21 protein-coding genes are annotated in these 26,714 nt (G+C 65.2%); 11 read left to right on the top strand and 10 right to left on the bottom strand.

Annotated elements, in window-relative coordinates:
- Positions 1-39: 39 nt before the first annotated feature.
- Together uvrA and OPU71_RS06540 are read left to right on the top strand one after the other, a co-directional pair.
- Positions 40-2,856, top strand: a complete 2,817-nt coding sequence (gene uvrA / locus OPU71_RS06545; protein ID WP_267726390.1) for an excinuclease ABC subunit UvrA — start codon at positions 40-42, stop codon at positions 2,854-2,856.
- Positions 2,857-2,858: 2 nt separating this feature from the next.
- Positions 2,859-3,416, top strand: coding sequence for an HD domain-containing protein (locus OPU71_RS06540; RefSeq protein WP_267726388.1), 558 nt, complete (start codon positions 2,859-2,861; stop codon positions 3,414-3,416).
- A 3-nt stretch (positions 3,417-3,419) separates the two neighbouring features.
- Here the strand turns inward: OPU71_RS06540 and OPU71_RS06535 are convergent, their stop codons facing one another.
- Positions 3,420-4,460, bottom strand: coding sequence for an adenosine deaminase (locus OPU71_RS06535; RefSeq protein WP_267726386.1), 1,041 nt, complete (start codon positions 4,458-4,460; stop codon positions 3,420-3,422).
- 167 nt (positions 4,461-4,627) lie between these two features.
- On the opposite strand from OPU71_RS06535, the gene OPU71_RS06530 reads away from it, so the two are divergent.
- From OPU71_RS06530 to yjjJ, 6 genes are all read left to right on the top strand, one after another.
- The gene (locus OPU71_RS06530; RefSeq protein ID WP_267726384.1) at positions 4,628-6,490 is read left to right on the top strand and encodes a vWA domain-containing protein; all 1,863 of its coding nucleotides are present in this window, start codon (positions 4,628-4,630) and stop codon (positions 6,488-6,490) included.
- A 4-nt stretch (positions 6,491-6,494) separates the two neighbouring features.
- Positions 6,495-7,229: an RNA polymerase sigma factor gene (locus OPU71_RS06525; protein WP_267726382.1), complete on the top strand. Its 735-nt coding sequence runs from the start codon at positions 6,495-6,497 to the stop codon at positions 7,227-7,229.
- Positions 7,226-8,161, top strand: coding sequence for a hypothetical protein (locus OPU71_RS06520; RefSeq protein ID WP_267726380.1), 936 nt, complete (start codon positions 7,226-7,228; stop codon positions 8,159-8,161). The genes OPU71_RS06525 and OPU71_RS06520 overlap by 4 nt, the downstream gene beginning before the upstream one ends.
- A gap of 34 nt (positions 8,162-8,195) precedes the next feature.
- Positions 8,196-8,816, top strand: coding sequence for a carbonic anhydrase (locus tag OPU71_RS06515; RefSeq protein WP_267726378.1), 621 nt, complete (start codon positions 8,196-8,198; stop codon positions 8,814-8,816).
- A 157-nt stretch (positions 8,817-8,973) separates the two neighbouring features.
- On the top strand, positions 8,974-10,638 hold the full coding sequence (ettA, locus tag OPU71_RS06510) for an energy-dependent translational throttle protein EttA (protein ID WP_267726376.1): 1,665 nt from the start codon (positions 8,974-8,976) through the stop codon (positions 10,636-10,638).
- Positions 10,639-10,830: 192 nt separating this feature from the next.
- A complete protein-coding gene (gene yjjJ / locus OPU71_RS06505) occupies positions 10,831-12,186 on the top strand; it encodes a type II toxin-antitoxin system HipA family toxin YjjJ (RefSeq protein ID WP_267726374.1) in 1,356 nt (451 codons plus the stop codon).
- A 277-nt stretch (positions 12,187-12,463) separates the two neighbouring features.
- On the opposite strand, the gene OPU71_RS06500 is transcribed toward yjjJ, so the two are convergent.
- From OPU71_RS06500 to OPU71_RS06490, 3 genes are all read right to left on the bottom strand, one after another.
- Positions 12,464-13,063, bottom strand: a complete 600-nt coding sequence (locus tag OPU71_RS06500) for a hypothetical protein (protein ID WP_267726372.1) — start codon at positions 13,061-13,063, stop codon at positions 12,464-12,466.
- A gap of 753 nt (positions 13,064-13,816) precedes the next feature.
- On the bottom strand, positions 13,817-14,560 hold the full coding sequence (locus tag OPU71_RS06495) for a hypothetical protein (protein WP_267726369.1): 744 nt from the start codon (positions 14,558-14,560) through the stop codon (positions 13,817-13,819).
- Positions 14,561-15,384: 824 nt separating this feature from the next.
- The gene (locus tag OPU71_RS06490; RefSeq protein ID WP_267726367.1) at positions 15,385-16,341 is read right to left on the bottom strand and encodes a restriction endonuclease; all 957 of its coding nucleotides are present in this window, start codon (positions 16,339-16,341) and stop codon (positions 15,385-15,387) included.
- A 130-nt stretch (positions 16,342-16,471) separates the two neighbouring features.
- Here OPU71_RS06490 and OPU71_RS06485 point away from each other — a divergent pair, with 130 nt between their 5' ends.
- Positions 16,472-16,870: a hypothetical protein gene (locus tag OPU71_RS06485; RefSeq protein ID WP_267726364.1), complete on the top strand. Its 399-nt coding sequence runs from the start codon at positions 16,472-16,474 to the stop codon at positions 16,868-16,870.
- Positions 16,871-17,014: 144 nt separating this feature from the next.
- On the opposite strand, the gene groL is transcribed toward OPU71_RS06485, so the two are convergent.
- The 3 genes from groL to OPU71_RS06470 all read right to left on the bottom strand — a co-directional run bounded on the left by groL (position 17,015) and on the right by OPU71_RS06470 (position 19,780).
- Positions 17,015-18,637: a chaperonin GroEL gene (groL, locus tag OPU71_RS06480; protein WP_267726362.1), complete on the bottom strand. Its 1,623-nt coding sequence runs from the start codon at positions 18,635-18,637 to the stop codon at positions 17,015-17,017.
- A 50-nt stretch (positions 18,638-18,687) separates the two neighbouring features.
- Positions 18,688-19,005, bottom strand: a complete 318-nt coding sequence (locus OPU71_RS06475; protein WP_267726360.1) for a co-chaperone GroES — start codon at positions 19,003-19,005, stop codon at positions 18,688-18,690.
- A gap of 142 nt (positions 19,006-19,147) precedes the next feature.
- Positions 19,148-19,780, bottom strand: a complete 633-nt coding sequence (locus tag OPU71_RS06470; RefSeq protein WP_267726358.1) for a hypothetical protein — start codon at positions 19,778-19,780, stop codon at positions 19,148-19,150.
- A gap of 512 nt (positions 19,781-20,292) precedes the next feature.
- Between OPU71_RS06470 and OPU71_RS06465 the strand changes: the two genes are divergently transcribed.
- Entirely contained in the window at positions 20,293-22,371 is a 2,079-nt protein-coding gene (locus tag OPU71_RS06465; protein WP_267726356.1) for a PAS domain-containing methyl-accepting chemotaxis protein, read from the top strand.
- A 174-nt stretch (positions 22,372-22,545) separates the two neighbouring features.
- On the opposite strand, the gene OPU71_RS06460 is transcribed toward OPU71_RS06465, so the two are convergent.
- Positions 22,546-22,986, bottom strand: a complete 441-nt coding sequence (locus tag OPU71_RS06460) for a hypothetical protein (RefSeq protein ID WP_267726354.1) — start codon at positions 22,984-22,986, stop codon at positions 22,546-22,548.
- Between the two features lie 258 nt (positions 22,987-23,244).
- On the opposite strand from OPU71_RS06460, the gene OPU71_RS06455 reads away from it, so the two are divergent.
- Positions 23,245-24,261, top strand: coding sequence for a questin oxidase family protein (locus tag OPU71_RS06455; RefSeq protein ID WP_267726352.1), 1,017 nt, complete (start codon positions 23,245-23,247; stop codon positions 24,259-24,261).
- A gap of 70 nt (positions 24,262-24,331) precedes the next feature.
- On the opposite strand, the gene OPU71_RS06450 is transcribed toward OPU71_RS06455, so the two are convergent.
- Positions 24,332-25,273, bottom strand: coding sequence for a DUF2950 domain-containing protein (locus tag OPU71_RS06450; protein ID WP_267726350.1), 942 nt, complete (start codon positions 25,271-25,273; stop codon positions 24,332-24,334).
- A 35-nt stretch (positions 25,274-25,308) separates the two neighbouring features.
- The gene (locus OPU71_RS06445) at positions 25,309-26,622 is read right to left on the bottom strand and encodes a DUF3300 domain-containing protein (protein ID WP_267726348.1); all 1,314 of its coding nucleotides are present in this window, start codon (positions 26,620-26,622) and stop codon (positions 25,309-25,311) included.
- Between the last annotated feature and the right edge of the window lie 92 nt (positions 26,623-26,714).

Genomic DNA, 26,714 nt, shown 5'->3' with positions numbered 1-26,714 from the left:
TTTGCGTCTCAGCGCCTCTGCGGTGGAAGGTATTCACCGATGGACGACATCCGCATTCGCGGTGCGCGCACGCACAATCTGAAGAACATCTCGCTCGACATTCCGCGCAACAAGCTCACGGTGATCACCGGCTTGTCAGGCTCGGGCAAGAGTTCGCTGGCCTTCGACACGCTCTACGCCGAGGGCCAGCGCCGCTACGTCGAATCGCTCTCGGCCTACGCGCGGCAGTTCCTGCAGTTGATGGAGAAACCGGACGTCGACCTGATCGAAGGGCTCTCGCCGGCGATCTCGATCGAGCAGAAGGCCACCAGCCACAACCCGCGTTCCACGGTCGGCACCGTCACCGAGATCCACGACTACCTGCGCCTGCTCTACGCGCGCGCCGGCATCCCGCACTGCCCCGATCACCACTTGCCGCTGGCTGCGCAGAGCGTTTCGCAGATGGTGGACAGCGTGCTCGGCCTGCCCGAAGACACCAAGGTGATGGTGCTCGCACCGGTAGTGACCGAACGCAAGGGCAGCTTCGAGGAGATGTTCGCGGAGCTGCGCGCGCAAGGCTTCGTGCGCCTTCGCATCGATGGCACGCTGCACGAGATCGACGCCCTGCCCAAACTTGAAAAGAATGGCAAGCATTCGATCGACATCGTGGTCGATCGACTCAAGGTGCGCGCCGACGCGCGCCAGCGCCTCGCCGAGAGCTTCGAAACCGCGCTCGCCCATGCCGAGGGGCGCGCCCTCGCGGTCGAGATGGATACGGGCAAGGCGCACCTGTTCTCTGCCCGCTTCGCCTGCCCGGTGTGCAGCTACGCCATCGCCGAACTGGAGCCGCGCCTGTTCTCGTTCAACAACCCGGTCGGCGCCTGCCCCAAGTGCGACGGACTGGGCACGGTGGAGTTCTTCGACCCGCACCGTGTTGTCGCCTTCCCGCACCTGTCGCTGGCAAGCGGCGCCATCCGCGGCTGGGATCGCCGCAACCAGTTCTACTTCCAGATGCTGCAAAGCCTGGCCACGCACTACGGCTTCGACATCGACACCACCTTCGAGGCGCTTGCGCCCGAGACACAGCAGATCGTCCTCTACGGTTCGGGCAAAGAGAAGATCGGTTTCAAGTACATGTCGGAGAGCGGCCGCAACGTCACCAAGGAACACAGCTTCGAGGGCATCGTGCCCAACCTCGAACGCCGCTACCGCGAGACCGATTCGATTGCGGTGCGCGAAGAGCTGGCCAAGTACCGCAGCCACCAGGCCTGCCCGCACTGCGAAGGCACCCGGCTGCGGCAGGAAGCGCGCCATGTCTTCATCGGCGATCGCACCCTGCCCCAGGTCGGGCGCCTGGCGCTGGCCGAGTGCAAGCAGTTCTTCGACACCCTCAAGCTCGAAGGCCAGCGCGCGCAGATCGCCGACAAGATCGTGCACGAGATTTCGGCACGCCTGCAGTTCCTGATCGATGTCGGGCTCGACTACCTGATGCTCGAGCGCAGCGCAGACACCCTCTCCGGCGGCGAGTCGCAGCGCATCCGGCTTGCGAGCCAGATCGGATCGGGCCTCACCGGCGTGATGTACGTGCTCGATGAACCTTCGATCGGCCTGCACCAGCGCGACAACGACCGCCTGCTTGGCACCCTGGCGCGGCTGCGCGATCTGGGCAACACGGTGATCGTCGTCGAACACGACGAAGACGCAATCCGCGCCGCCGACTTCGTGGTGGACATGGGCCCCGGCGCCGGCGAACACGGCGGCCAGGTCATCGCCCATGGCCTGCCAACCGAGGTCGAAACCCACCCGGACTCGATCACCGGCGCCTTCCTTTCCCGCCGCCGCAAGATCGCCCTGCCCGGCGAGCGCAAGTCGCCCGATCCGCAGCGCCTGCTGTGCCTGCGCGGCGCACACGGCAACAACCTCAAGCATGTCACGCTGGAACTGCCAGTCGGGCTGTTCACCTGCATCACCGGCGTATCCGGTTCAGGCAAGAGCACGCTGATCAACGACACGCTCTACGCCATCGCCGCCAAGCACCTGTACGGCTCGGTCGCCGAACCCGCGCCCTACGCCGAGATCGAAGGCCTCGACTTCTTCGACAAGGTGATCAGCGTCGACCAGGCGCCGATCGGCCGCACACCGCGCTCCAACCCGGCCACCTACACCGGCCTGCTGACGCCGATCCGCGAGCTGTACGCCGGCGTGCCGATGGCGCGCGAACGCGGCTACGGCCCGGGGCGCTTCTCCTTCAACGTGAAGGGGGGGCGCTGCGAGGCCTGCCAGGGCGACGGCATGATCAAGGTGGAAATGCACTTCCTCCCCGATGTGTTCGTGCCCTGCGACGTCTGCCACGGCCAGCGCTACAACCGCGAAACCCTTGAAGTGCGCTATCGCGGCAAGAGCATTGCCGAAGTGCTGAACATGACGGTGGAGGAAGCGCACGCCTTCTTCGACGCGGTGCCGACCGTCGCGCGCAAGCTCGAAACCCTGCTGGATGTGGGCCTGGGCTACATCCGCCTCGGCCAGAGTGCCACCACCCTTTCAGGCGGCGAAGCACAGCGCGTAAAACTGGCGCTCGAACTCTCGAAGCGCGACACCGGCCGCACGCTGTACATCCTGGACGAACCGACCACCGGCCTGCACTTTCACGACATCGAGATGCTGCTCAAGGTGCTCGCGCGCCTGCGCGATCACGGCAACACCATCGTCGTGATCGAACACAACCTCGACGTGATCAAGACCGCCGACTGGCTGATCGATCTGGGCCCCGAAGGCGGTGGCGGCGGCGGCCAGATCCTCGTTGCCGGCGCGCCGGAAGTGGTTGCCGCGCATCCGATCAGCCATACCGGCAAGTACCTGCGCCGCCTGCTCGATTGACCATGCCCGACACGATTCAAAACCCGCCAGACAGCCTTGAGGCACGCGCCGCCCGCTTCGCCGAAGCGGCACACGCCTCGATCGACCAGCGCCGCAAGTACAGCGGCGAGCCTTACATCGTGCACCCGCAACGGGTCGCCGAAATGTTGCGCGGCGTGCCGCACACCGAAGCCATGCTCGCTGCCGCGTGGCTGCACGACACAGTGGAAGACACGCCGGTAACCCTGGCTGAAGTGGAGGCCGAGTTCGGCGAGGAAGTGGCTGCGCTGGTTGAGCAGCTCACCGATGTCAGCCGCCCCGGCGAAGGCAACCGGGCAACGCGCCGCGAGCTTGATCGCGCTCACACCGCAGTGGCCACCCCGGCGGCAAAAACCGTGAAGCTGGCCGACCTGATCGACAACGCCCGCTGCATCATCGCCGGAGACGCCGGCTTCGCCCGCATCTTCATGGCCGAAATGGTGCTGCTGCTCCAGGTGCTGCAAGAAGGCGACCCACGCCTGCTGGCGCAGGCCACCGAGCTCACCGCAGACTACTTCCGCAGCCAGGGCGACGAAGCCTGAGCCTCAGGCACCCCGCACCTCGGCGTAACCGGCACGCTCGAACCAGGCATCAAGCCCTGCAATCTGCGCGGTCCGCTCCGTCTCGCCGACAAGGCTGGCCTCGAAACTGTTGCGCGCCAGCCGATACCAGGTCGCCGCATCGAACTCGAAGGCCGCCTGCAGTGCGCGGATGTTGTCGCCCAGGTAGCCACCGAAATAGGCCGGGTCATCACAGTTGATCGTGGCGCACAGGCCTTCTTCGAGTAGCGCCGGCAAGGTGTGCTCACGCATGTCCTTGAACACGCACAGCCGCACGTTCGACAGCGGGCACACCGTCAGCGGCACCCGCTCACGCGCGAGCCGCGCCATCAGCGCCGCGTCTTCCACCGCGCGCACGCCGTGGTCGATACGCGCCACCTTCAGCAGATCGAGCGCCTCGAAGATGTAAGCCGGCGGCCCCTCTTCACCGGCGTGCGCAACCACCGGCTTGCCCAGTTCGCGGCAGCGCGCGAACAGACGTTCGAACTTCGAAGGCGGATGCCCGCGTTCAGACGAATCCAGCCCGAAGCCGTGGATGCGCTCGATGAAGGGCTCCATCTCGGCGAGCGCCGCAAAGCCCTCTTCTTCCGACAAGTGACGCAAGAAGTTGGGGATCAGCCGTGTGCTGATGCCCGATTCCTTGCGCGCCGCCTCGGCGCCCGATTCCAGCCCCGCCAGCACCGTCAAAAACGGCACGCCGCGCGGCGTATGCGTCTGCGGATCGAAAAACACCTCCGCATGCACCACGCCGTCGGCCGCCGCGCGACGCAGGTAGGCCAGCATCAGGTCGTGGAAATCCATCTCGGTTTGCAGCACCGCCGCGCAGGCGTAGTAGAGGTCGAGGAAGGATTGCAGGTCTTCGAAGTCATACGCCCGCCGCAGCGCATCCACATCCGCAAACGGCAACGCCACGCCGTTGCGCTGCGCCAGCGCAAAGGCCAGCTCCGGCTCCAGCGAGCCTTCGATGTGGATGTGGAGTTCGGCCTTGGGCATGCCGAGGGCGAGGTCAAGAATGGTGGCGGGCATGTTCGCTCCCTGGCGGATTCAGCAAGGCTGACAGGATAGCGCGCAGGGCGCTGCGATCGCGCCGCGACGTTTTTCAAAATCCTTAACCCGTTTTCCCGACCCGCCCCGTTTCAGTACCCAGACGCCCACTCCGGGCGCTCCCGGACACTTTGAAAACGGAGCCTCACATGAACCGCAATTCGCTTCCCCGCCCGTCGCACCTCAAGCCGCGCAACGCAGCCTTGCTTGCGGCGCTGACCGTGATCGCCGCGGCCTGCGGCACCAATGGTTTGTCCACCGCGCCAGAGCAGGATGCGAGCGCGAACACGGTGCCGGCGGCGGCCAAGCCGGATGCCGTGCGTGCTGAGGTGGCCGCCGGCGCCGTCGCCGAGCAGAAACGCCGCGTTGAAGTGCGTGAGGCGCTTGCTGCGCCCGCACCGGTCGCCAAGGCGATGAGGGCGCAGCCCTCGCTGATGGCAATGCCGGCGCCGATGCCGGCCGAGGATCGCGAGCGCTACGCGGCGATCAAGGACAACGGCGTGGTCGCGGCCGCCGAGCAGCCCTTTTCCACCTTCTCGATCGATGTGGATACCGGCGCTTACGCGAATGTGCGCCGCTTCCTCAACGAAGGCCGCCTGCCACCGCCCGACGCGGTGCGCGTGGAAGAGCTGATCAACTACTTCCCCTACCAGTACGCCGAGCCGCGCGTGATGGACGGCAAGCGCCCGCCCTTCGGCGTCACCACCGAAGTGGCCGCCTCGCCGTGGAACAAGGACACGCTGTTGCTGCGCGTCGGCATCAAGGCCTTCGACAAACCGCGCGCCGCGCTGCCGCCGAGCAACCTGGTCTTCCTCGTCGATGTGTCCGGCTCGATGGAATCGCCGGACAAACTCCCGCTGCTGAAGAACGCGCTGAAGCTGATGGTCGAGAGCCTGCGTCCGGAGGACCACGTCTCGCTCGTCACCTACGCCAGCGGCACGCGGGTTGTGCTGCCGCCGACTTCGGGCCGCGACAAGGCCACGATCCGCATGGCGATCGACCAGCTCGTCGCGGGCGGCTCCACGGCGGGCGCCGCCGGCATCCAGCTCGCCTACCAGATGGCGCAGCAAGGCTTCGTGAAGGACGGCATCAACCGCATCCTGCTGGCCACCGATGGCGACTTCAACGTCGGCGTCACGGACTTCTCGCAGCTCAAGGGCATGGTCGGAGAGAAGCGCAAGAGCGGCATCTCGCTCTCCACGCTGGGTTTCGGCACCGGCAACTACAACGAGGCGATGATGGAACAGGTGGCCGACGCGGGCGACGGCAACTACTCCTACATCGACACGCTCAACGAAGCGCAGAAGGTGCTCGTCGAGGAAGCCAGCTCGACGCTGTCGGTCGTCGCGCGCGACGTGAAGATCCAGATGGAGTTCAACCCCGGCGTGGTCGCCGAGTACCGCCTGATCGGCTACGAGAACCGCACCCTGGCGCGCGAGGATTTCCGCAACGACAAGGTCGATGCGGGTGAGATAGGCGCCGGCCACACCGTCACCGCGCTGTACGAAGTCGTGCTGTTTGGCAAGCAGGGCCTGCTGGGCGAGTCGCGTTACGGCGGCGGAAAGGCCGTCACCAAGACCACGCTGCACGCGGACCACGCGACTCGCGCCGCCGAAGGCAAGCGGGGCAGTCAAGCAAGTGGTGCCGCCAGGCACCAGCCCGATTCGTGGCAAGCAGTCGGCAAAGCCGATCTGCTTGACGAGCTCGGCATGCTGCGCCTGCGCTACAAGGCCAAGGCCGGTGATGCCGCACAGGAAATCGCCACCCCGGTGAAGCGCGGCGTCGCCACGGCGAGTGAAGACCTTCGCTTTGCTGCCGCCGTCGCGGCCTTCGGCCAGCAACTGCGCGGCGGCAAGTATCTCGGCAGCTTCGGCTACCCGCAGATCGAAGCGCTCGCCGCGGGCGCACGCGGCGCGGATCGCTTCGGCTACCGCGGCGAATTCGTGCGCTTGGTGAAGCTCGCCAGCGCACTCTCAACCCGCGCGCCGGAACAAGTGAGCATCGCGCAGTGATCGAATGCAGGTTTGCGCTGAGCGCAGTGAAGCCCGACGGATTTGTCTTACGACCTTGATGTTGGGCGCCGCGTTGCTCAGCGCCAAGCTGCGTGCCTCGACCCACGCGGCGGTGGAACCGGCGGCGGTATACTCGCCCGCCATGTCCGACCCCGCCGCCCCGCCCGCCACCGATAGCGACGAAGCGCTGATGCTCGCGTTCGCGGCCGGCGACATGGCGGCTTTCGATACGCTGTACGCACGGCACAAGCGGGGCCTCTATGCCTTTGTGGCGCGCCTGCTGATCGGCCAGGGGATTGCGGTGGATGATGTGTTCCAGGATGTGTGGCTGTCGGTCGCGAAGGCGCGGGCGCAGTACCGCCCCACCGCGCAGTTCCGCACCTGGCTGTTCCAGATCGCGCGCAACCGCACGATCGACCTGCTGCGCGAAAAGCGCCCCGCGCTGGCGAGCGAACTGCAGTCATCCGAAGAGGACGCCGACCCCTTCGACGCCATCCCCGATACCGGCACGCAGACACCGGATATAGCGCTGGACCGCAGCCAGAAAGCCGCCGCCATCGCCCGCGCACTGGCTGCGCTGCCGGCGGTGCAGCGCGAAGCCTTCCTGCTGCGCGAGCACAGTGAACTGCCACTGGAAGAAGTGGCACGTTTAACCGGCGTGAATGTCGAAACCGCAAAGAGCCGGCTGCGTTACGCCGTTGCCAAACTGAGGGCCGCGCTGCGCGGCATCTGGCCATGACCCGCCCCACCGAATCCGCCGACGACCGCGACTTGCACGAGGTGCAGGACGCCTACCGCGCGCTGCCGCCGGCCGAACCGGGCGCGGCGCTCGATGCGCGCGTGCGCGCCGCCGTTGCGGCCGAACTTGCCCGCGCAACCCCCGCCGACGCCGAAGCGCCGCGCGCGACCGCCAAAGTCATCGCCTTCCCCTGGTGGCGCCGCGCGTCGCTGCCGCTGGCGGCAGCCGCCACGCTGATGGTGGCGGTGGGACTCGGGCGGATGTGGTTCGTCGACGGGCTGGCCGACCGCGCGCCCGACAGCGCCTACGAACCCGCGCCCGTCGCGGTTCAGGAGGCGCCAGCCCCTGCGCCGGAAGCGGCCACAGCCGCGCTCGACGCTGCGCCGGCCGAATCGCGCGCGGCCCCGGTGCTGCCGCAAACGGCCAAGCCCACGCAGTCGGTCGCCAAAGCCATCACCGAAGCCCCGCCGGCACCGAAGAGCGCCCCGCAGAAGGCGGACACCCGCACGGAGGAAGACGCAGTGGTCTTCCGCGGCCTTGAGCGCGCCGCCCCACCGCCGCCACCCGCCGAGGCAGAAGCGAAGGCGGAGGCCAAACCTGAATCCACCAAGCAGGCGGACAGCGCCCGTCTGGAGCGCAGCGCGGAATCGCTCAACGCCGCGCCGGCAATGGCAGCGCCGGCACCGGTACAGGCTGCGAAGCCTGCCGCCAGCGAGGTGCCCGCCGCCAAGGCGATGCAGAAACGCGCCATCAGCGCCGACATGGCCGCGCCGCTTGATACCGAGACCTTCGACGAAGTGCGCCGCCTTCTGCGCGATCAGCGCCCCGATGAGGCCCGTGCACTGCTCAAGCGCTGGCGCGAAGCACATCCCGGCGCTACGCTTCCAGAAGATCTGCGCGCCCTCGCTGCCGAACTCGACCGCGCGCCCTGAGCCCGGCGCCGCCGGGCACCTGATGGAGCCCGCCATGCCCGATTCGCATCCCCGCCCCGCCTACACCGCCGAACAAGCGCTTGAACGCCTCAAGGCCGGCAACGCCCGATTCGTCGCCGGCGAGGCCCGATTCCCCACCGTGCAGAAAGAAGTCCTCGCCGATCTCGCCAAGGGGCAGGCGCCGTATGCAACGATCCTCGGCTGCAGCGACAGCCGGGTGCCGCCCGAGCTGGTGTTCGACGCCGGCTTCGGCGAGCTGTTCATCATCCGCGTCGCCGGCAACGTGCTCGGCCCCACCATCGCCGGCACCCTGCAGTACGCCGGCACGCACCTGCACACCCCGCTGTTCGTCGTGATGGGGCATGAAGGCTGCGGCGCAGTCAAGGCCGCGCTCGCGCGCAAGTACGAGAGCGCGGAACACCGCAGCCGCATCGAAACGCTGCTCGAAGGCATCGTCCCCGCCTTCGACGACCTCGACCCCACGCGGCCCCCCGAGCAACTGATGCACGCCGCCGTTGAAGCCAACGTGCGCTGGACCCTGCGCGCCCTGCGCGAATCGCCCGAAGGCAAAGCATCACTCGCCCGCGGCGACTTCCAGCTGGTGGGTGCCGTCTATGAACTGGAATCGGGGCGGGTGAGGTTTCTGGCGGATTGACCCGCGCGGTGTTCGACAGGCCGTGCGCCTGACGGCAAATCCGCCAGCGCCTTCCTGACGCAGCGCGGGTGGCGCGGCACGCCCACGGCAACGGAAATCGGCCCCTTTCCGGTAAGCTCTCGCCCATTCCCCGATTCACCACTGAAAGCACGCTGAAATGGCCCAGTACGTCATGTCGATGCTGCGCGTGAACAAGATCGTTCCGCCCAAGCGTCAGATCATCAAGGACATCTCCCTTTCCTTCTTCCCCGGCGCGAAGATCGGCCTGCTGGGCCTCAACGGCTCGGGCAAATCGACGGTGCTGCGCATCATGGCCGGCGCCGACAAGGAATACGACGGCGAGGTGCAGTGGCAGCCCAACATGAGCATCGGCTACCTGCCGCAGGAGCCCGAGCTCGACGCCAACAAGACGGTGCGTGAAGAAGTTGAATCCGCACTGGGCGAAGTGATGGAAGCGAAGACCAAGCTCGAAGAGGTGTACGCCGCCTACGCCGAGCCGGATGCCGACTTCGACAAGCTCGCCGAGCTGCAGGCCAAGTACGAGAACATCATCGCCACCTCGGGCGCCGATCTCGATACCCAGCTCGAAATCGCCGCCGACGCACTGCGCCTGCCGGCGTGGGACGCCAAGATCGGCCCGCTTTCCGGCGGTGAAAAGCGCCGCGTCGCGCTCGCCAAGCTGCTGCTGAGCAAGCCGGACATGCTGCTGCTCGACGAACCCACCAACCACCTCGACGCCGAATCGGTCGAGTGGCTGGAGCAGTTCCTCGTGCGCTTCCCCGGCACCGTGGTGGCCGTCACCCACGATCGCTACTTCCTCGACAACGCCGCCGAGTGGATCCTCGAACTGGACCGCGGCGAGGGCATCCCCTGGAAGGGCAACTACTCCAGCTGGCTGGAGCAGAAGGGTGCCCGCCTGGCGCAGGAACAGAAGCAGGAAGACGCCCACCGCAAGGCGATGAAGGAAGAACTCGAATGGGTGCGCCAGGGCGCCAAGGCGCGGCAATCCAAGAGCAAGGCCCGTCTGGCCCGCTACGAGGAAATGTCCAACGTCGAATACCAGAAGCGCAACGAGACCCACGAAATCTTCATCCCGCCGGGTGAGCGCCTCGGTAACCAGGTGATCGAGTTCAAGGATGTCTCGAAGGGATTCGGTGATCGCCTGCTGATCGACAAGCTCAACTTCAGCATTCCGCCCGGCGCCATCGTTGGCGTGATCGGCCCGAACGGCGCCGGTAAGTCCACGCTGTTCCGCATGATCATGGGCAAGGAAAAGCCGGATTCGGGCGAAGTCGTCATCGGCACCACCGTGAAGCTCGCCGCCGTCGACCAGACCCGCGAAGGCCTTGACGCCGACAAGACGGTGTTCGAAGCCATCGCTGGCGGCGCCGACATCCTGACCGTGGGCAAGTTCGAAATGCCCAGCCGCGCCTACATCGGCCGCTTCAACTTCAAGGGCGGCGACCAGCAGAAGATCGTCGGCAAGCTCTCCGGCGGTGAGCGCGGCCGCCTGCACCTGGCGAAAACGCTGATCGCCGGCGCCAACGTGCTGCTGCTCGACGAACCCTCAAACGACCTCGACGTGGAAACGCTGCGTGCGCTGGAAGACGCGCTGCTCGAATTCTCCGGCTGCGTGCTCGTCACCTCGCACGACCGCTGGTTCCTCGACCGCATCGCCACCCACATCCTCGCCGCCGAAGGCGATTCGCAATGGACCTTCTTCAACGGCAACTACCAGGAATACGAAGAAGACAAGAAGAAACGACTCGGTGAAGAAGGCGCGAAGCCGAAGCGGATCCGCTACAAGCCGATCAGCCGCTGACAGGCAAGCAGACAAGAAAAGCCCGCAGATTGCGGGCTTTTTTATCGTTTCAGCGTTATGACGCCTAAGCGATCTTCCGCTAGAGCGGATCACCACAAATTCCTTGCAAATACTGGCCTGCATGATCGCGCTTGCCTTGCTTCGGGCTGGTGATGCGGGCACAGTATCGCTTCAGCAATCGTTTCACGCACCATGACTGACGCCTCCAATTTGATCACCGCACTGTCCTCCGGCCCGCGCTCCGCCTCAGCGCTGTGCACGCGCCTGGGTGTCAGCCGGCCGACGCTGTCGCGCGCGGTGGCGGCCGCCGGTGCACGGGTCATCCGCTACGGCAAGGCACGGGCGACGGCCTACGCGCTGCGGCGCACCGTCGCGGGCCAGACGCGCTTCCCGATCCACCGCGTCGAAGCGGATGCGCGCGTGTCCGCAGTCGGCTGGCTTGAGCCGGTCGCGCCGTCGGGCTATCTGGTCAACTTCACCGAGTACGGCGAGGCCGAGCACTTCGAGGGCCTGCCGTGGTGGCTGCAGGACATGCGGCCGCAGGGCTTTCTCGGCCGTGCGTTTGCGCGGCGCGAAGCCGCCTCGCTGCACTTGCCGGCGGACCTGCGCGAATGGGGTGACGACGAAGTGCTGGCCGCGCTTGCTACGGTTGGGGACGACGGGGTCGGCAACCTGCTGGTGGGCGATGCGGCGCTCGCGCGCTACCTCGGCAAACCGCAAACGGAAGTGGTGCGGGGCGACGAACGCGCAAACCGCTACCCCGCGCTCGCGGCCGCTGCCCTGGCGGGCGAACTGCCCGGTTCCTCAGCCGGCGGCGAGCAACCCAAGTTCGCTGCCATCGTCGAAGAGGCCGGGCAGCGGAAGCCGGTTCTGGTCAAGTTCAGCAGCGCAGCCGACAACCCGGTCGCGCGCCGATGGGCCAGCCTGCTGGTCGCCGAACACCTGGCCTTGCAGACGCTCGCCAAATTCGGGCTACCTGCCAGCCGCAGCAGCCTGCATCACTTCGGCGGGCAGACCTTCCTCGAAGTCGAACGCTTCGACCGCATGCCGGCCACGAACGCCCAGCACCCGCACCTCGGCCGCTGCGGTGTCGTATCCCTCGCCGCGCTCGACGCCGCCTTTGTCGGCCAAGCCCATCGCCCCTGGCCGGTCATCACCGCGGCACTCGCGGCACAGGGCCGCATCACCCCTGCGGCGCAGCAAGATGCCGAACGCCTGTGGGCCTTCGGGCGCCTGATCGGGAATACCGACATGCACGCCGGCAACCTCGCATTCCTCCATGCCGGCAGCGCAACGCTTGAGCTTGCGCCCGCCTACGACATGCTGCCCATGGCGCTCGCCCCGCGCGCCTCAGGCGAAGTACCCGCCACGCTCCTCGCACCGCTCATCGTCACGCCGCCGGCGCTTGATGCATGGCGGGTGGCCTTGCTGGCGGCAAGCGCCTTTTGGGAAAGCGTTGCGACCGACACGCGCATCGACGAACTCGTCCGCAATGCAGCGCACGCTGCCTTGGCGGGCCTTGAGGCCTTGAAACTTCCGCTGGCTTGAAGGGCTCGCCGGGAGTCGGTTCGATCAAGCGGGGTTCGGACTTGCTCGCTTGACCGGCCGGGTCCCGCCCCGGCGGGCGGCTTACTTTCTGCCTCCAGCGCCAGAAAGTAAGCAAAGAGCGCCGCTCGCGATTGCGGTCAGGCGCTGCGCACCTGACGGCCGTGCTCCGTTGCTCGGCGCAATCGGACGAGGCTAGGATGGCACCCGATTGGCGGCAATGGGCTCTTTGGAAATGCTGGCCTGCAAGACCTGGCCCCGGGGTCCCTTGAAATCATGGTCAGTGGCTTTCCGAAAAGACCGTCAACAAGCTCTCGAACTCATGAAATTGACTGGCGCTGTTGTCTTTGCAGTCACTCTCGTACGACCAGAACCGAAGATTCCCAGACTGGAAAGATCTGCCAGCGCTATAACTCACCCTCGCGACAAGCACAGCCTTTCCTTCAACATCAAATAGTTCGTACCGGCTCTTTACCAATTCAACCCCTGCGGGCGCCATGAAGCTCGTCTGTCGAAAGCGCCGCGCAACCTTCCTATTAACTAAGTACTCACCCGTCCAGCTCCGATCTGAATTTGCGATTGGTTCTCCTCCCGCCCGCACACGAAGGCCATCAATCTCAGAAGAGTGCCGTTCCATCCATCGGGCAGGATCTTGATAGACAACTATGCCGCCATCTTTGTCGCAGTAGTATTGATGAATGATGAGCATGGGGATGTAGTCATAAACCAATGGCAATAGCGTCACAAAGCCCGCCAGTCCGGAGAACGCAACAGCGCGCTTTTTGCTTGTGTGCTCTCCGATCCGCCACGCCCAGCGAACCACAGACACCAAGACGATCAGGTAGATGACCGCCGCGATGAGATACAAGAGTCCAATCATTTCCAATTGCTCCTTACGGTGCTATTCGCTTGGATGCTGAATGCAGGGCGGGCTCGACGTAGCCTGGATGGAGGCGAAAGCCGGAATCCGGGGCCTTGCGCACACGTGCCGGGGACCCCGGATTCCGCTGCGCCGCATCCGGGCTACGGTGCTTTGTTCGAGCAAGCGGGGGTTCGGACCTGCTCGCTTGGCCGGCCGGGTCCCGCCCCGGCGGGCGGCTTACTTTCTGCCTCCAGCGCCAGAAAGTAAGCAAAGAGCGCCGCTCGCGATTGCGGTCAGGCGCTGCGCACCTGACGTCCCTGCGCTGCTCGCACGGCCGGGGGCCTGCGGAACTCGCTCCTCACTGCGCTCGTCGCTCAGACAGTCCTCGGCCTCTCTCCTGGCCGTCATGGCGCTGCGTAACGCCGGCGGGAGAAGATCAGGCCTTCGCTCGTCGACAAATGAGTGAATGCAAGACCTGACCCCGGGCTCCCCTTTGGCGGGCCTTGAGGAAATGAAACTACCGCTGGCCTAGCTTCATCTTGGTCGGCACTTATGCCGGACTGATGGGCGCAGTCGGCGTCGGATCACGATTCCCCAAGACACATCCCAACCTAGGATTTCGCGCCAAACCGCTGCTACGGAATACGGGGCAGATCAGGATCTCCACGCAGAATGCGCGATTGCAAGACCTGACCCCGTACACCCGCCGGGTTTTGCATCACCCTGCTAAGCGAAACGTAAGCCACGTTCTCGGTATTGTCCATGGTCTCGTCACTCCATCAATTCCAGCTGAGGTACTTTTCTTGATTCGCCCAACGAGGGTGGATTTTCAGACAGCCACTCCCTATAGCTTGCATATGTGTCCACCACAATGGCTGGTCTAATATCTTGATTGGCGAACTTGACTCGTGCAATTCCGGGCGTTTTCCGTTCGACAATTAGCAGGTGAAGTCCGGGTCGTGGTATTTCAACATCGAATTCTGCGGTTTCGTTGTTGAGTCTGATTACCCCTTTAATGGAACAAGGTCGATCAACATACAAGGGGAGCAAGTCGTTGTTTGATAATGTATCTTTTAGGCCTGTATAGCCGATATCTCGCCTGAAGTCGTTCATGTAAAGATATGAATCATATGCAAGGATGACCACTCGCGAAAGCCTTGTTTCTTCGGGGGTTATAGAGATTTCAAGGTAGTCATTTTTCCTGATTGGTTCGGAGCGGTTTGCAAATTGCTTAATTCGACCAAATAATTGCTCTTTTGAAAAACCTGTTGTAGTGGATGGAGCTAAGAATTCTTCTTCGGAAGAATGTAAACCAAGGATGTCTCCACCATGAGGTGAGATGCTAAAGAGCAAAGCCTCCGCGGATTCGTTGTAAGGAAGACGGTAGTCTTCCTGGTTTGCCATTGTGACTACAGGCAAGTCTATATTCGCCGCTGCCGACTTTCTGTCATGTGCCGTTACGCAAGCAGACAGGATGAGAGTTGTAGAAAGGATGAATATGAAACTCTTGGTCACATGAATCTCCTGATTTTGAGAGATAGCCGCAGCTGCGTGACAAAAGTCACTTAGCTAGCGACGCAGTAGGTAAGCGGGTTGAACGAGTTAGTCGCGGCATCCCTATTTAGGGGCGAGAAATTTCGATTCATGTCTCAGCCTCGCCTCATACGTCCTCAAGGTGCCCGTAGCGAGCAACTTTGGGGGTCAGGTCTTGCATTCGTTCATTCAGAGCGGCAGGGTGAATGTGCGATTGCAAGACCCGACTCTGCGATTCAGCCCCCGGCCCGCGTACATGAGTGAATGCAAGACCTGACCCCGCACCCCCGCACCCTTGCTCGGCCCGGGGGCCGGGTTCAGTTCAAGTTTGCGGCGTGACATGGCTGTACTCCTCTCCTAACGCGAGGCGTTCGGAACTCGATCTAACAGTGATTCCACCGCCTGACGGTCGCTGGCGGACGTCTCTCGAAGCTTTGAGCGATCAACTCGTGGCGCAACTTGACCGACCCACTGTCCCGAACTCGTCCAGTACCCTCCTGCGCCTCCGACTTCCAACGCGAACACCTCCACGGTGCCGCGCGGGCATGTCTTTGCCCACACAGTGCGGTGCACTTCGGTCGCGGGGTCTTGGCAGAGCACTGTGCCTTTCGGCTGGAAGGCGAGCGCCAGCGAGGGGAGCATTCCAATCAGAAGCATGCAGAAGTGTGATTTCATCGCGTCATAACGCCTTCAGTGGTGTTGATGTCCCACCGCGTGGTGTATGAGTGAGAGAGTTTGGGTTCGCCCGATTGGCCCTGCAGGGCCAGCCCGGCGGGCGTGATTGGAGGGTCATGGAGTTCGCGGGGTCAGGTCTTGCATTCGCGCATCCCCAAGGTTTGTTTGCACTTTGGAAATGCCGCGCACCCCCAATACGCCCCTCGCGCACTTTCGCGCGCGACCATCTTGATTCCACAGGACGGACAACTCGGCGTCGTCCAGTCCCCCGCCGTCGCAGCGGCGAGCAGCTTGCGGCTGACGTCGGCGGGCAGGCGCTGGAGCATCGCGAGCAGCTGACGGCCGTCTATCAATGTGATCCGGTTGGCGGCGGCGAAGGCGCGGGCTTCTTCGGTGTAGCGGCCGGGTGCCATGAAGAAGCCTTTGTCGACGCCTTCGTGGGCCATGACGCCGCGCAGTTCGCGGATCAGCTTTACGCCGACAGCGCGTTCGCCCCAGGCTTTGCATTGGACGATGGCGGTGCAGCGTTGCGGGTCGGCGTCGTCCTGGTAGAGGCGCAGGTCGACGCCGCCGTCTGGCCCCAGCGGGGTGCTTTCGGCGCGGATGCCTTTGGCGCGGTAGAAGGCGAGGCACAGGTCTTCGAAGCGCTTCCATTCCATATCGCGCAGCACGGTAAGCGACCATTCGGTGGGCCGCGCGTCAGCAGCGCGCGCTGAGCCGTCCGCACACTCATCGGGCGCGAGCTGGTTTGTCGGCTCGACGCGTGCATCGCCGGATGCGACGCGGCCCCAATCGGCCGAAGTCTGGCGCGCCTTGGGCTCAAAAGCGTAGGTGTAGCCGCCGCGTTGAGACGCGAGCTGTTGGAGGAACTTGTAAATCGCGATCGCGGAAAAGACAAACAGGGCGATCAGTGCGAAGGGCCGCGTGCCGGCGTACATGCCGGCGCCCCAGATGCCGAAGGCGGTGGTGCGCGGCAGCCAGACGAAGACGCCGATGAAGATGGCGAGCGCGAAGACGGCCGAGACGTACCACGGCGCTTGCAGCGCGAGGGTGAGCAGACCTTCGTCTTTACGGCGGTAGCGGGCCATGGCGGCGATCGGGGGCGGGGGCGGGGGCTGTGGCCATTCTAGGGGTGACGAAGTGCGCCGTGGGTGGACAAACGTCAAATGCGGCGCGCGGGCCTGGAATTCGTCACACCTGATTTCGCTTGCCCCGATCATGAGCACCAAGTACGCGTTTTCCTGGAAGCACTTCGCTATCGCATTGGCTGGGGCTGCGTTCATCACCTGGCTGGCGGCGGGCGTTTCGCCGGCGCCGCGATTCGGCCTGCCCCCCACGGATTCAAGCCTGGCGACACCGCATTCACCCCCCGCCCAGCGCGCACCCGGTGGCAATGCCCGCGGTACGCCGCCTTGGGTCGAGCCAGCGCCACGGCAGGCGAGCGAGCTGCCGGCGCCAGCGGCCACGGCGAACGGTGGCGTGCCGCGCGGGCGATCGTACAAATGCGTCGTCGGCGGGCAGGTCGAGTACGCTGACCGACCCTGTGCAGCCGATGCCGACAGCAGCCTGGTGAACGTGAACCCGGCAATGGTGGGGGCGGTGCCGGCGCAGCGCTGAGCCTGCGCGGGACGCGCGGCTTCTCACGGTCGGTAGGGGCGCGCCGGTCGGCGCGTGCCACGCCCGGCGAAGCGCTTCCTTCGCGCGCGAGCCCGGCAACAACAAAGCCCGCCGAAGCGGGCTTTGTTGTTGGGGCGATGCGGCTCAGTAGTCCATGTCGGCGTGCGCGGGGCTTGCCGCTTTGGTTTCCTGTGGCGCTTCGGCGACGGTGGCGTCGGTGGTGAGGATGAGGCTGGCGACCGAGGCGGCGTTCTGCAGCGCGGAGCGGGTGACCTTGGTCGGGTCGATCACGCCAAGCGCGACCAGATCGCCGTAGCTGCCGTCGGCGGCGTTGTAGCCGAAGTTGCCGCTGCCTTCGAGCACTTTGTTCACCACCACCGAGGGTTCGTCACCCGCGTTGGCGGCAATGGCCCGCAGGGGCTCTTCAAGCGCACGCAGGACGATGCGGATGCCGGCGTCCTGATCGGCGTTGTCGCCCTTGAGGCCCTGGATGCGGGAGCGGGCGCGCAGCAGCGCAACGCCACCGCCGGCCACGATGCCCTCTTCCACCGCCGCGCGGGTGGCGTGCAGCGCGTCGTCGACGCGGTCTTTCTTCTCCTTCATCTCGACTTCGGTGGCGGCGCCGACGCGGATTACCGCAACACCGCCGGCGAGCTTGGCGACGCGCTCCTGCAGCTTTTCGCGGTCGTAGTCGCTGGTGGCGCTTTCGATCTGGGCGCGGATGGTCTTCACGCGCGCTTCGATCGCGGCCTTGGCGCCGGCACCGTCGATGATGGTGGTGTTTTCCTTCTCGATCTCGACCCGCTTGGCGCGGCCAAGGTCTTCGAGCGTGGCCTTTTCGAGCTGGCGGCCGGTCTCTTCCGAGATGACGGCGCCGCCGGTGAGGATGGCGATGTCTTCGAGCATGGCCTTGCGGCGATCACCGAAGCCGGGCGCCTTGACCGCCGCCACCTTGAGCACGCCACGCATGCTGTTGACCACCAGGGTCGCGAGCGCTTCGCCTTCGATGTCTTCGGCGATGATCAGCAGCGGCTTGCCGGCCTTGGCGACGGTTTCGAGCACCGGCAGCAGGTCGCGGATGCTGCTGATCTTCTTGTCGTGGATGAGGATCAGCGGGTCATCGAGAACGGCGGTCTGTTTCTCGGGGTTGTTGATGAAGTAGGGGCTCAGGTAACCGCGGTCGAACTGCATGCCTTCGACGACTTCGAGTTCGTTTTCAAGGCTCTTGCCGTCTTCGACGGTGATCACGCCTTCCTTGCCGACCTTGTCCATTGCGTCGGCGATGATCTGGCCGATCGAGGCGTCGGCGTTGGCCGAGAGCGCTGCCACCTGTGCGGTTTCCTTGCTGTTGGTGACCGGGCGCGAGAGCGTTTGCAGCTCTTTGACCACCGCGCTCACCGCCTTGTCGATGCCGCGCTTGAGATCCATCGGGTTCATGCCCGATGCAACGTACTTCATGCCCTCTTGCACGATCGACTGGGCCAGCACCGTTGCCGTGGTGGTGCCGTCGCCGGCCACGTCGGCCGTTTTCGAGGCGACTTCCTTGAGCATCTGGGCGCCCATGTTTTCGAACTTGTCCTTGAGTTCGATTTCCTTTGCAACCGAGACCCCATCCTTGGTGATGTGCGGCGCGCCGAAACTACGCGCCAGCAAGACGTTGCGACCCTTCGGGCCGAGGGTGACTTTCACTGCGTTGGCGAGAATGTTCACGCCGGTGACGATGCGATCCCGGGCGTTGTCGTGGAAGCGGACTTCTTTCGCTGCCATGGCTTGGCTCCTGTAAAGATGAACTGGGATTGATTGCGAGCGCAGGCGCCTCAGGCGGCCTTGAGCTTCGCTTCGCCGGCGCCTTCGATGACGCCGAGCACGTCTTCCTCGCGCAGGACGAGGTATTCCTGATCGTCGAGCTTGACGGTCTGGCCGCTGTACTTGCCGAACAGGACGAGGTCGCCAACCTTCACCTGCAGCGCGAGCAGGCTGCCGTCGGTGTGACGCTTGCCGGGCCCGACGGCGAGGACTTCGCCTTGCTCGGGCTTTTCAGAGGCCGTATCGGGGATGACGATGCCGGATGCGGTCTGGCGTGCCTTGTCGACCCGCTTGACGATGATCCGGTCGTGCAGAGGACGAATGTGCATATCGATCTCCTGTGCGATTCAGATAACGGAAACGGATGAGCGCGGCGCACCGTGAGCACACTGGCGCACCGGCTCGTCGGCCCTTGCGGGGGCCAACGGGGCCGAAATAGGGGCGGCCCCCGGCGGTTTCAAGAGGGCATTTTCAGACGATCAGGCGATGCACCGCGCCCAAGCGGTACACCGTGCGGCGACTGCGCCGCGCGCCCCCGGCGAGGCTTTCAGCGCTGACCGGACAGGGCGGCGCGCGGTGGCCGCTGGCGTCCAGCGTGTCGTCGCCGCCGCTTGCGGCCCACACACCGCCGGCCACCGGCCGGAACTGCCACTGCACGTATCCCACTTCGGCCGCGAGCTGCATCAGCGATGCGCGATCGGGCGCTTCGGCCAGCAGGGTTTCGCGCTCGTCGAAGGCGGGGTAATCGCCGAAGGCTTGCCGGCAGGCCAGTGCCTCGCTGAGCGGCGCCCCGACGGTGTTGCAGGCCCGCTTCTCGTCGCGTTCAAGATTCCAGGCGCCCAACTGCCAGGCCGCGTCGAGGACGTCTGATTCGATGTGGGCGATGGCCTGCCAGCGGCTGTTGATCTGCAAGGCAGAACTTGCCACCGGCCGCGCTTCGCGGCTGGCGTCCGCAGTGCGGCGCGGGCCTTCGCGCCGGAAGCCGTGCCAGTGCATGAACATCAGCAGCGGCGTATCGGCGCGCGGCACCGCGGCTAGGGTTACGGCAAAGAGTGGCAGGCCCACGCTGTCGATCTGGGCCGAGAGAGTGTCGAAGATGCGCATGCGAACCTCCTCATGAGCAAGAACAACGCAGGGCGAAAAGTTACGAGAACGCCCGCCACGCGGCAAGCCCCTCCTTGCCTTGCGCGAGCCCGGCGCGCAATCCCGGGTCGCTGGACTGCGCCGCCGGCGTGAGCCTCACCTCGTACGACCGTTGCTTGCTCGACCTCGTCGCCCCCCCACATCTTCACCGCCGAAGGCGCGCCGCAATAGACCGGCTTCAACGGCAACGGCCAGGAATGCGGAGAACACGACAAGAATCCACGGGGCCAAAACGGATCCGGCATAAGCCGCTCAGCGGCCAAGTTGCGCTATCGCACAACTTGATGCGTCCGCCATCGGGCGGGCTTTTTCTTGGCGCGTCGCCATCGCTGCGGCGCCGGCTTCGCACCGCGCCTCCAGCCGCGACTGTGGCAAATGCCTTCGTTTCAAGCAGGCGGTATTCAAGTTCTTGGCGCCGGATGCCGTTGGTCTACAACGCAGAGCAGGACATCCCTTCGTGAGCGAGGCCGCCAATGCGCAACAACCAGCCTGTCACCCAGAACGAATACGTGTTGCACGATGGCGCCGCGATCATTTCGCGAACCAACAAAAAGGGGCAGATCACCGCCTGCAATGAAGAATTCGTCGAGGCGGCCGGTTTCACCCGCGACGAGTTGATCGGGGCGCCGCACAACCTTGTGCGCCATCCGGACATGCCGGTCGAAGCCTTCCGCGACCTGTGGGCCACGCTGAAGAAGGGCCGCCCGTGGTCCGGCATGGTCAAGAACCGGCGCAAGAACGGTGACCATTACTGGGTGCGGGCCGCCGTTGCCCCGCTGCCGGACGATAGCGGCTACTCATCGGTGCGCACCCGGCCGAGCCGCGAGGAGGTTGCGGCAGCCGAAGCGCTCTACGCCCGCATGCGTGATAACCCCGGCATCCGGCTGGCGCAGGGCCAAGTGCGTACAAGTCGCGGGCGGCTGCGTCTGCCGGCCATGCGTGTCGCCTCCCGCTTGTGGCTGATGGTACTGATTCCGCTGCTCACGATTGCCCTGGTGGCCAGCGACGGGTTGTTCAACCTGCGCCACGCGAGCAATGCGCTTGCCACCATCTACAAAGACCGGCTGGTGCCGATCGACCGGCTGTCTGAAATCAACGACCTTAACCAGATGAGCCTGATCGACCTGCTGCTCGCCGAGCAGGAGGCCGCCGACAAGGCCGCAGTTGCAAAGCACCGCGCTGCGATCAATGAGAACAAGGCAGGCATTGCCAAGGCCTGGCAAAGCTATCTCGCCACCGATGTCACGCCTGACGAGAAGCCACTCGCCGACGCACACCTTACGCAGCGCGATGCGATGTGGGCGTTGATCGAGCAGGGCATGGAGCAAATCGAGGCCGGCAATCTGGACGCCGCGCGCAAGACCATCCACGAGAGTCTGCAGGCTCAGCGCATGGTGCAGGAAGCATCGATCGACCGCCTCAAGGGCTACCAGATCGGCGTGTCGGCCGATTCGTACGAGGCCAGCAAGCGCAACTTCCAGAGCAACCTGATGCGCGCGATCATCCTCATCGCGCTGGGCGGCGGGCTCACGCTGGCGTTTGCACTGGCTAACCAGCGCCACATCCTGCGCAATCTGAGTGCCGCCCGCTACGCCACCCGCGCCATCGCGCGCGGCAACCTGACCGCCACGCTGCCGCCCGGCAGCAACGACGAACTGGGCGAGATGATCAGCGACGTGGCGATCATGCGAAATTCGCTGCACGAGCTCATCGCCACGATCCGCCAGAACGCCGAGGCGCTGAACCAGGCCTCGACCGAACTTGCCGCCGCGGCCGGGCGCAGCGCCGAGGTTTCGCAGGCGCAGTCCAGCACCGCATCGGGCATGGCTGCTGCGGTGGAGGAACTGTCGGTATCGATCGACATGGTGGAAGACCGCGCCAATCTTGCCTCGGGCGCCACGCAGGAAGCTGCCGAAAGCTCAAGCGAAGGGGGGCGCGTCATCGGCGACGCCAGCAGTGAAATGCAGCGCATCGCCGCCGCCATCAACACCGCCGCCGGCAGCATCGGCGAGCTTGAACAACTCTCGCGGCAAATTTCCAGCATCGTCGGCGTGATCCGCGAAGTGTCGGATCAGACCAACCTGCTCGCGCTGAACGCCGCCATCGAAGCGGCCCGCGCCGGCGAACAGGGCCGCGGCTTTGCGGTGGTGGCCGACGAGGTGCGCAAGCTCGCCGAACGCACCGGCAAGGCCACCGGCGAAATCGGCGGCATGATCAGCCAGATTCAGCAATGCACCGGCCGCGCGGTGCAGGAGATGAACAGCAGCGTCACCCAGGCCGCCAGCGGCGTGCAACTTGCCGAGCAGGCGGGCCATTCGATCACCGGCATCCTCGACGGCTCGCAACGGGTGCTGGCCGCGGTGCACGACATCAGCCACGCGCTGCGCGAACAGGCTGCGGCGGCGCGCGAAATCACCAAACAGGTCGAATTCGTTGCCCGCAACGCCGAAACCGGCAGCACCGCCGCCACGCTGGTGGCCGAGTCCGCCCGCCACCTCGAACAACTTGCGGCCCAGACCCATGCGCTGACCGAACAGTTCCGCATCGCCTGACCCGCAAGGAGCCCGGATGACGGCACGCGCCGGAATCCGGGGCTTTCGCCACGCGCACCGCGGCGCCGATTGCCGCCCTGCGGGCCGCTTCGAAGTGGCCAATCGGGCGGACATTGTCCGCACTCGCCCCTGCCGATCAGCATCGACTGCGCCGCAGGCGCGGCGACATGTCGCTCAGTCGAATCGGACCTTCACCTGCGCGCCGACGTAGCCCACATAGTCGCGGATCGTCGGGGCGGCGACGAAGTTGATGCCGACGCGTTCGTACTGCAGGCTGAGCATTGGCAGCGCAACCACCGGTGTCCAGTAGCCGCTGGCGAAGGCGGCAAAGATGCCAAGGCTGGCGTATTGCCAGCGCAGCGGTTCCCAGCGGGCGCCGGCGTAGAAGGTGTCGCGGTCGTAGCTGTTGCGGTAGTAGCCCACGGCGTACACCAGCGGGATCTCCGGGTCCGGGCGTTCCCAGCCGATGCCGGGGTTGTCGCTGCGGAATTCGTCGCGCCGCTCGAAGTGATACGAGGCGCCGGAAACGACGAACCAGTCTTCGGCATGGGCGGCTGGCGCGAGCAGGGCGCAGGCAAGGCTGGCGAGCAGCCGGTAGCGATGGGCGATGGGCATGGTGCAGCAAGGCGATTGCGTGAGGGCGACACGATAACCCATACGCTCGTGTGCTTGATGTCTGCGCCCACTGCGGACAAGAATGGGCCTCGGCCAGCTAATGAAGGTCTGAATAAGTGAGCGAGACGGATGCAGCGCAAGGCGCGGCGCGCGCAGCGACCAAGACATATCAAAGGGATAGGCGCGGGAGCGAGCACGCCGCAACGCAGCGATGCGCCGTCGCAGCCACTTATTCAGGCCTTCCCTAAAGACCCCGCCATGACAGCGCCTGCCCTCCCCCTTGTCGAACGCCTGACCGCCTTGCGGAGCGACGACACGAGTCTGACCAACGGCTTTACCAATCACCTGCCGATGACGCTGGCTGCGCTGAGCGCGCTGGGTGCCGATGCAATGGTTCTGGACCGCTTCACCGCCCACTATCGGGGCCAGGTGCGGCCACTGCCGCCCGCGCCGGCGGCGGTTGCCAGCCCTTCACTGGGTGACGGTACGGGCTACCCGGCCTGGCTCGATTTCTTCACCGGCCAAATTGCCTTGCAGGGGCCAGAACAGGTGTTGGCCGACTGGCTGCCGGCCTTGCTTGAGGGGATTTCGACTGCCGCCTTTCACGGCCTGATCCGGCTTGCTTACGGGGTGCGTTTCGCCTGTGCGACCGAGATGGCCGGGGGGCTAGCCATGCTTGCTGCCTACCGCACGCTGACCCCGCTGCCCACGGGCGTGGGCAGCACCGGCGCAGCGGAAGGTTTGCGTGCCCTGGCGCAAGGTACGGCCCTCGCCGAAGTGCGTTTCGAACAACCCATGATCATGCGGCGGCTGGTCGAGGTGATGCGGCATCCGGCCTTTGCCGCTGCGGTGTCGCCCCTGCGAATCGAGAAGGGCGCCGATCGGGCGTGGAGCAGTCTGGCGCTGGCAGCCACCAGACTGTATCGGGCGACGGCCGATTTTTCGGCCTTGCACCTGATCACGGCCTTGCACGCCCTGCAGGTTTTGTGGCCCTTCATGCGCGACCATGCGGCGTGCCTGCAGCGATTCTGGTTTGCGTTCTGTGCCGTGTATGTGGCGATCGGCCGGCCTTGGCCAATGGCCTACGCCGACGACGGCCCGCCGCTGGATTGGCCCACCCTGACCCAGGTGGCCCTCAACAGCACGGACGAGCATGTGATCAAGCTGGTGGAGAGTTGCCACGCCATGGCGGCAACGCTGGATGAAGCGGAATCAGACCTGCCCCTGCAACTGCGGCGATGCGCATCGCTGCTGGTGCGGCGCGGACACGCCTGAGCGCGGCGCCAAGAACACAAAGGGGCCGGGTGCATGACACCCGACCCCCTTGCTGGCGCTGCTGGCGCGCTTACTTCAGATCAACCCGCTTCCAGGTCTTGTCCGGGTTGTACAGCGTGGTCTTGCTGGCGATTTCGACCGTCTTCGGGCCAAGGTCCTTCTCGTAGATCTGGCCTTCCTGATTGACGACGAAGGTCTTGACGCCCGTCACGCCATAGCCGACCGGGAAGGCGATCGCGGCAAAGCCGCCTTGCGTCACGCCATCGACCGTGTAGGTGCGCTCACCCCCGGCGGCATCCGGCCCCTGGCCAGCGAGCATGCGGAAACGGTAGCCGTTGAAGGCGATCTTGCGCGACTGCTTGTCGTAACCCTGTGCTTCGGATTCGGCCACCAGCGGGCCAAGCGGGCTCTGCGGCTCACCGGCCGCGGTTGGCCAGTAGAGGCCATCCTGCTTGCCCGGCGTGCTGTCAAAGCGGGTGGCGTACTGGGCCTGCCCGTTGGCGCCGCGCTTCATCAGCAGGTATTCACCCTGGGCAAGCACCACCTGGCGCAGCACCTCGATGGTGCTCAGCTCGTTCTTGCCGATGCGGCGGTTGAGGATCTCTTCCTTGCCCAGCTTCGGATCGAAACGCCAGCCGCCGGCCACGCGGACGATCGGCATCGCGAAGGGGTAGCGGTTCGCGCCGATTATCAGGGTGGCCTTGCCGTCTTCAAGCTCCACCACTGTGTGCTGCGCTTCGTAGGCAGCGAGGAAGTCTCCCCAGTTCTTCTTGTCGGTGGGCTTGTCGCCGGTGAAGACCCACTCGCGGGACTCTTCACCGAGCACGGCGAGGATCTGCTTGCCGCTTTCAGCCTTGACGCCCGCGGCAAGGGCCGCGGCGGCGTCTTCCGGCGTCTGGAAGACGCTTGGGGCAGCAAGGGCTGGCGCCAGTGCGAGCAGGCCCGCGATACCGCCGCCAAGAGCCAGTCGCCGCGCGAAGCTGGCGATTCGATGGTGCAGTGTGTGTGTCATGTCGTCATCCGTCCGTTAGCGTTGTCGCAAGCGAATTAGCGTCCACGTCCGCCGCCACCGCTGCGTCCGCCACCACCGCCAGCGCGTGCACCCCCGGTAGAACGCGCACCGGCAGAGCTGCTGCTCATGCCCGCGCGGCTTGAACTGCCTCGGCTACCGTAGTCGCGCGCGGATTGCCCCTGGCTTGAGTTGCCAAATGCGCTGCTGCGGTCTGACGTGCTGGCCCGATTGCTGGCGCTGGCATTGGCCGTCGCGCGGTCGCGGCTGGCGGCGCTGTCGCGGCTGCCGCTGCGATCCATCGAACTGGCGCTTGGGGTATCGCGGCTGCTGTTGCGTGCGCGGTCGTTGGCCAGATCGCGATCTGCCTGTGCGGCGCGCTCGCGCGTGGCCGGGTCGCGGCTCAGGTCTTGCCTGCCTTGCTCGGCACGACCGCGGTACTCGTCACGCGCCTTGTTGTCGCGCGCTTGCGTACTGCCATAGCGGTTCTGTGCGCCTGCTCCCTCGTAGGGAACCCCACGCCGGCGATCGGTGTTGTGATTCCATTCCTTGTTGCTGATGTTGGTCTTGTTGAAGTTGTTGTACTTGTTGACGTTGATGTTGATGTCGTTGCCACCCCAGTTGCAGTTGCCCCAGAGCGCACCGCCCACGATCACGCCGGCCGTAAAGGTGAAGAAGGCCGCGCCGGGCACATAGGCGGGGGGATAGTAGTAATACGGTGGCGGCACCGGATACCACCACGAGCCATACACGACGGCCGGGTTGTAGGTGGGCACGTAGACCACCTCGGGGTTCGACTGTTCGATCTTGATGATCGTTGTGCCGCCCTCGTTCGCGGTGGTGACGTTCTGTTCCTTGGTGCTCGCCAGCGAGCCGGCTTCCTTGGCCTTGCTGCGCAGCTTCTGCACCGTCTGCATGACTTCCTTCTGCTGGCCCAGGAAAGCGTCGCCGAGCTTCTGCGTCCACTCGAGCTTCTCGCTCATCATGTCGAGCACGGTGGGGAAGGTGGCCAGTGCCTTGACGCTCGGATCCCAGGGCTGCTTGAGGAGGGCGTCTTCCAGCGCCTTGCCTTCGAGCTTCGGATTGGCCTTGCGCCAGCGCGCGGTTTCAACCACGTCGAGCGGGTAGGTCGAGGCCATCAGGATCTGCGCGAGCAGTGCATCGGGGTGCAGTGCTACGGGCGCAAGCAGTTCATCAAGTTCTTGCTGGGAGAAGACCTTGCCCGAGGATTGCTTGGCATCGGCAGCAGGGGCTGTTTGCGCAAATGCCGCTGGAATCAGCGTGGCATTGGCAGTCAGCGCAACAGCCGAAGACAGCAGCAGGGAAAGGATTCTGGACGGACGGCCGGCCATTTGATGCCTCCTGGATTTGCGTCGATCGGCTAGTCTAGTGCGATAGGTGCCTGCGCGCTATTCGCCTGAATCAAAAAAGGGGGCCAATGCCC

The organism is Niveibacterium sp. 24ML (genome assembly GCF_026586805.1).
Taxonomy (GTDB): Bacteria; Pseudomonadota; Gammaproteobacteria; order Burkholderiales; family Rhodocyclaceae; genus Niveibacterium.
Note: the sequence above shows the minus strand (reverse complement) of the source record. Positions and strands in the feature narration are given on the sequence as shown.

What these genes read in the sequence shown, in the direction of transcription:
- uvrA (WP_267726390.1), top strand. Translation starts at nt 40, where the DNA reads ATGGACGACATCCGCATTCGCGGTGCGCGCACGCACAATCTGAAGAAC.
- OPU71_RS06540 (WP_267726388.1), top strand. Translation starts at nt 2,859, where the DNA reads ATGCCCGACACGATTCAAAACCCGCCAGACAGCCTTGAGGCACGCGCC.
- OPU71_RS06535 (WP_267726386.1), bottom strand. Translation starts at nt 4,460, where the DNA reads ATGCCCGCCACCATTCTTGACCTCGCCCTCGGCATGCCCAAGGCCGAA.
- OPU71_RS06530 (WP_267726384.1), top strand. Translation starts at nt 4,628, where the DNA reads ATGAACCGCAATTCGCTTCCCCGCCCGTCGCACCTCAAGCCGCGCAAC.
- OPU71_RS06525 (WP_267726382.1), top strand. Translation starts at nt 6,495, where the DNA reads ATGCAGGTTTGCGCTGAGCGCAGTGAAGCCCGACGGATTTGTCTTACG.
- OPU71_RS06520 (WP_267726380.1), top strand. Translation starts at nt 7,226, where the DNA reads ATGACCCGCCCCACCGAATCCGCCGACGACCGCGACTTGCACGAGGTG.
- OPU71_RS06515 (WP_267726378.1), top strand. Translation starts at nt 8,196, where the DNA reads ATGCCCGATTCGCATCCCCGCCCCGCCTACACCGCCGAACAAGCGCTT.
- ettA (WP_267726376.1), top strand. Translation starts at nt 8,974, where the DNA reads ATGGCCCAGTACGTCATGTCGATGCTGCGCGTGAACAAGATCGTTCCG.
- yjjJ (WP_267726374.1), top strand. Translation starts at nt 10,831, where the DNA reads ATGACTGACGCCTCCAATTTGATCACCGCACTGTCCTCCGGCCCGCGC.
- OPU71_RS06500 (WP_267726372.1), bottom strand. Translation starts at nt 13,063, where the DNA reads ATGATTGGACTCTTGTATCTCATCGCGGCGGTCATCTACCTGATCGTC.
- OPU71_RS06490 (WP_267726367.1), bottom strand. Translation starts at nt 16,341, where the DNA reads ATGGCCCGCTACCGCCGTAAAGACGAAGGTCTGCTCACCCTCGCGCTG.
- OPU71_RS06485 (WP_267726364.1), top strand. Translation starts at nt 16,472, where the DNA reads ATGAGCACCAAGTACGCGTTTTCCTGGAAGCACTTCGCTATCGCATTG.
- groL (WP_267726362.1), bottom strand. Translation starts at nt 18,637, where the DNA reads ATGGCAGCGAAAGAAGTCCGCTTCCACGACAACGCCCGGGATCGCATC.
- OPU71_RS06475 (WP_267726360.1), bottom strand. Translation starts at nt 19,005, where the DNA reads ATGCACATTCGTCCTCTGCACGACCGGATCATCGTCAAGCGGGTCGAC.
- OPU71_RS06470 (WP_267726358.1), bottom strand. Translation starts at nt 19,780, where the DNA reads ATGCGCATCTTCGACACTCTCTCGGCCCAGATCGACAGCGTGGGCCTG.
- OPU71_RS06465 (WP_267726356.1), top strand. Translation starts at nt 20,293, where the DNA reads ATGCGCAACAACCAGCCTGTCACCCAGAACGAATACGTGTTGCACGAT.
- OPU71_RS06460 (WP_267726354.1), bottom strand. Translation starts at nt 22,986, where the DNA reads ATGCCCATCGCCCATCGCTACCGGCTGCTCGCCAGCCTTGCCTGCGCC.
- OPU71_RS06455 (WP_267726352.1), top strand. Translation starts at nt 23,245, where the DNA reads ATGACAGCGCCTGCCCTCCCCCTTGTCGAACGCCTGACCGCCTTGCGG.
- OPU71_RS06450 (WP_267726350.1), bottom strand. Translation starts at nt 25,273, where the DNA reads ATGACACACACACTGCACCATCGAATCGCCAGCTTCGCGCGGCGACTG.
- OPU71_RS06445 (WP_267726348.1), bottom strand. Translation starts at nt 26,622, where the DNA reads ATGGCCGGCCGTCCGTCCAGAATCCTTTCCCTGCTGCTGTCTTCGGCT.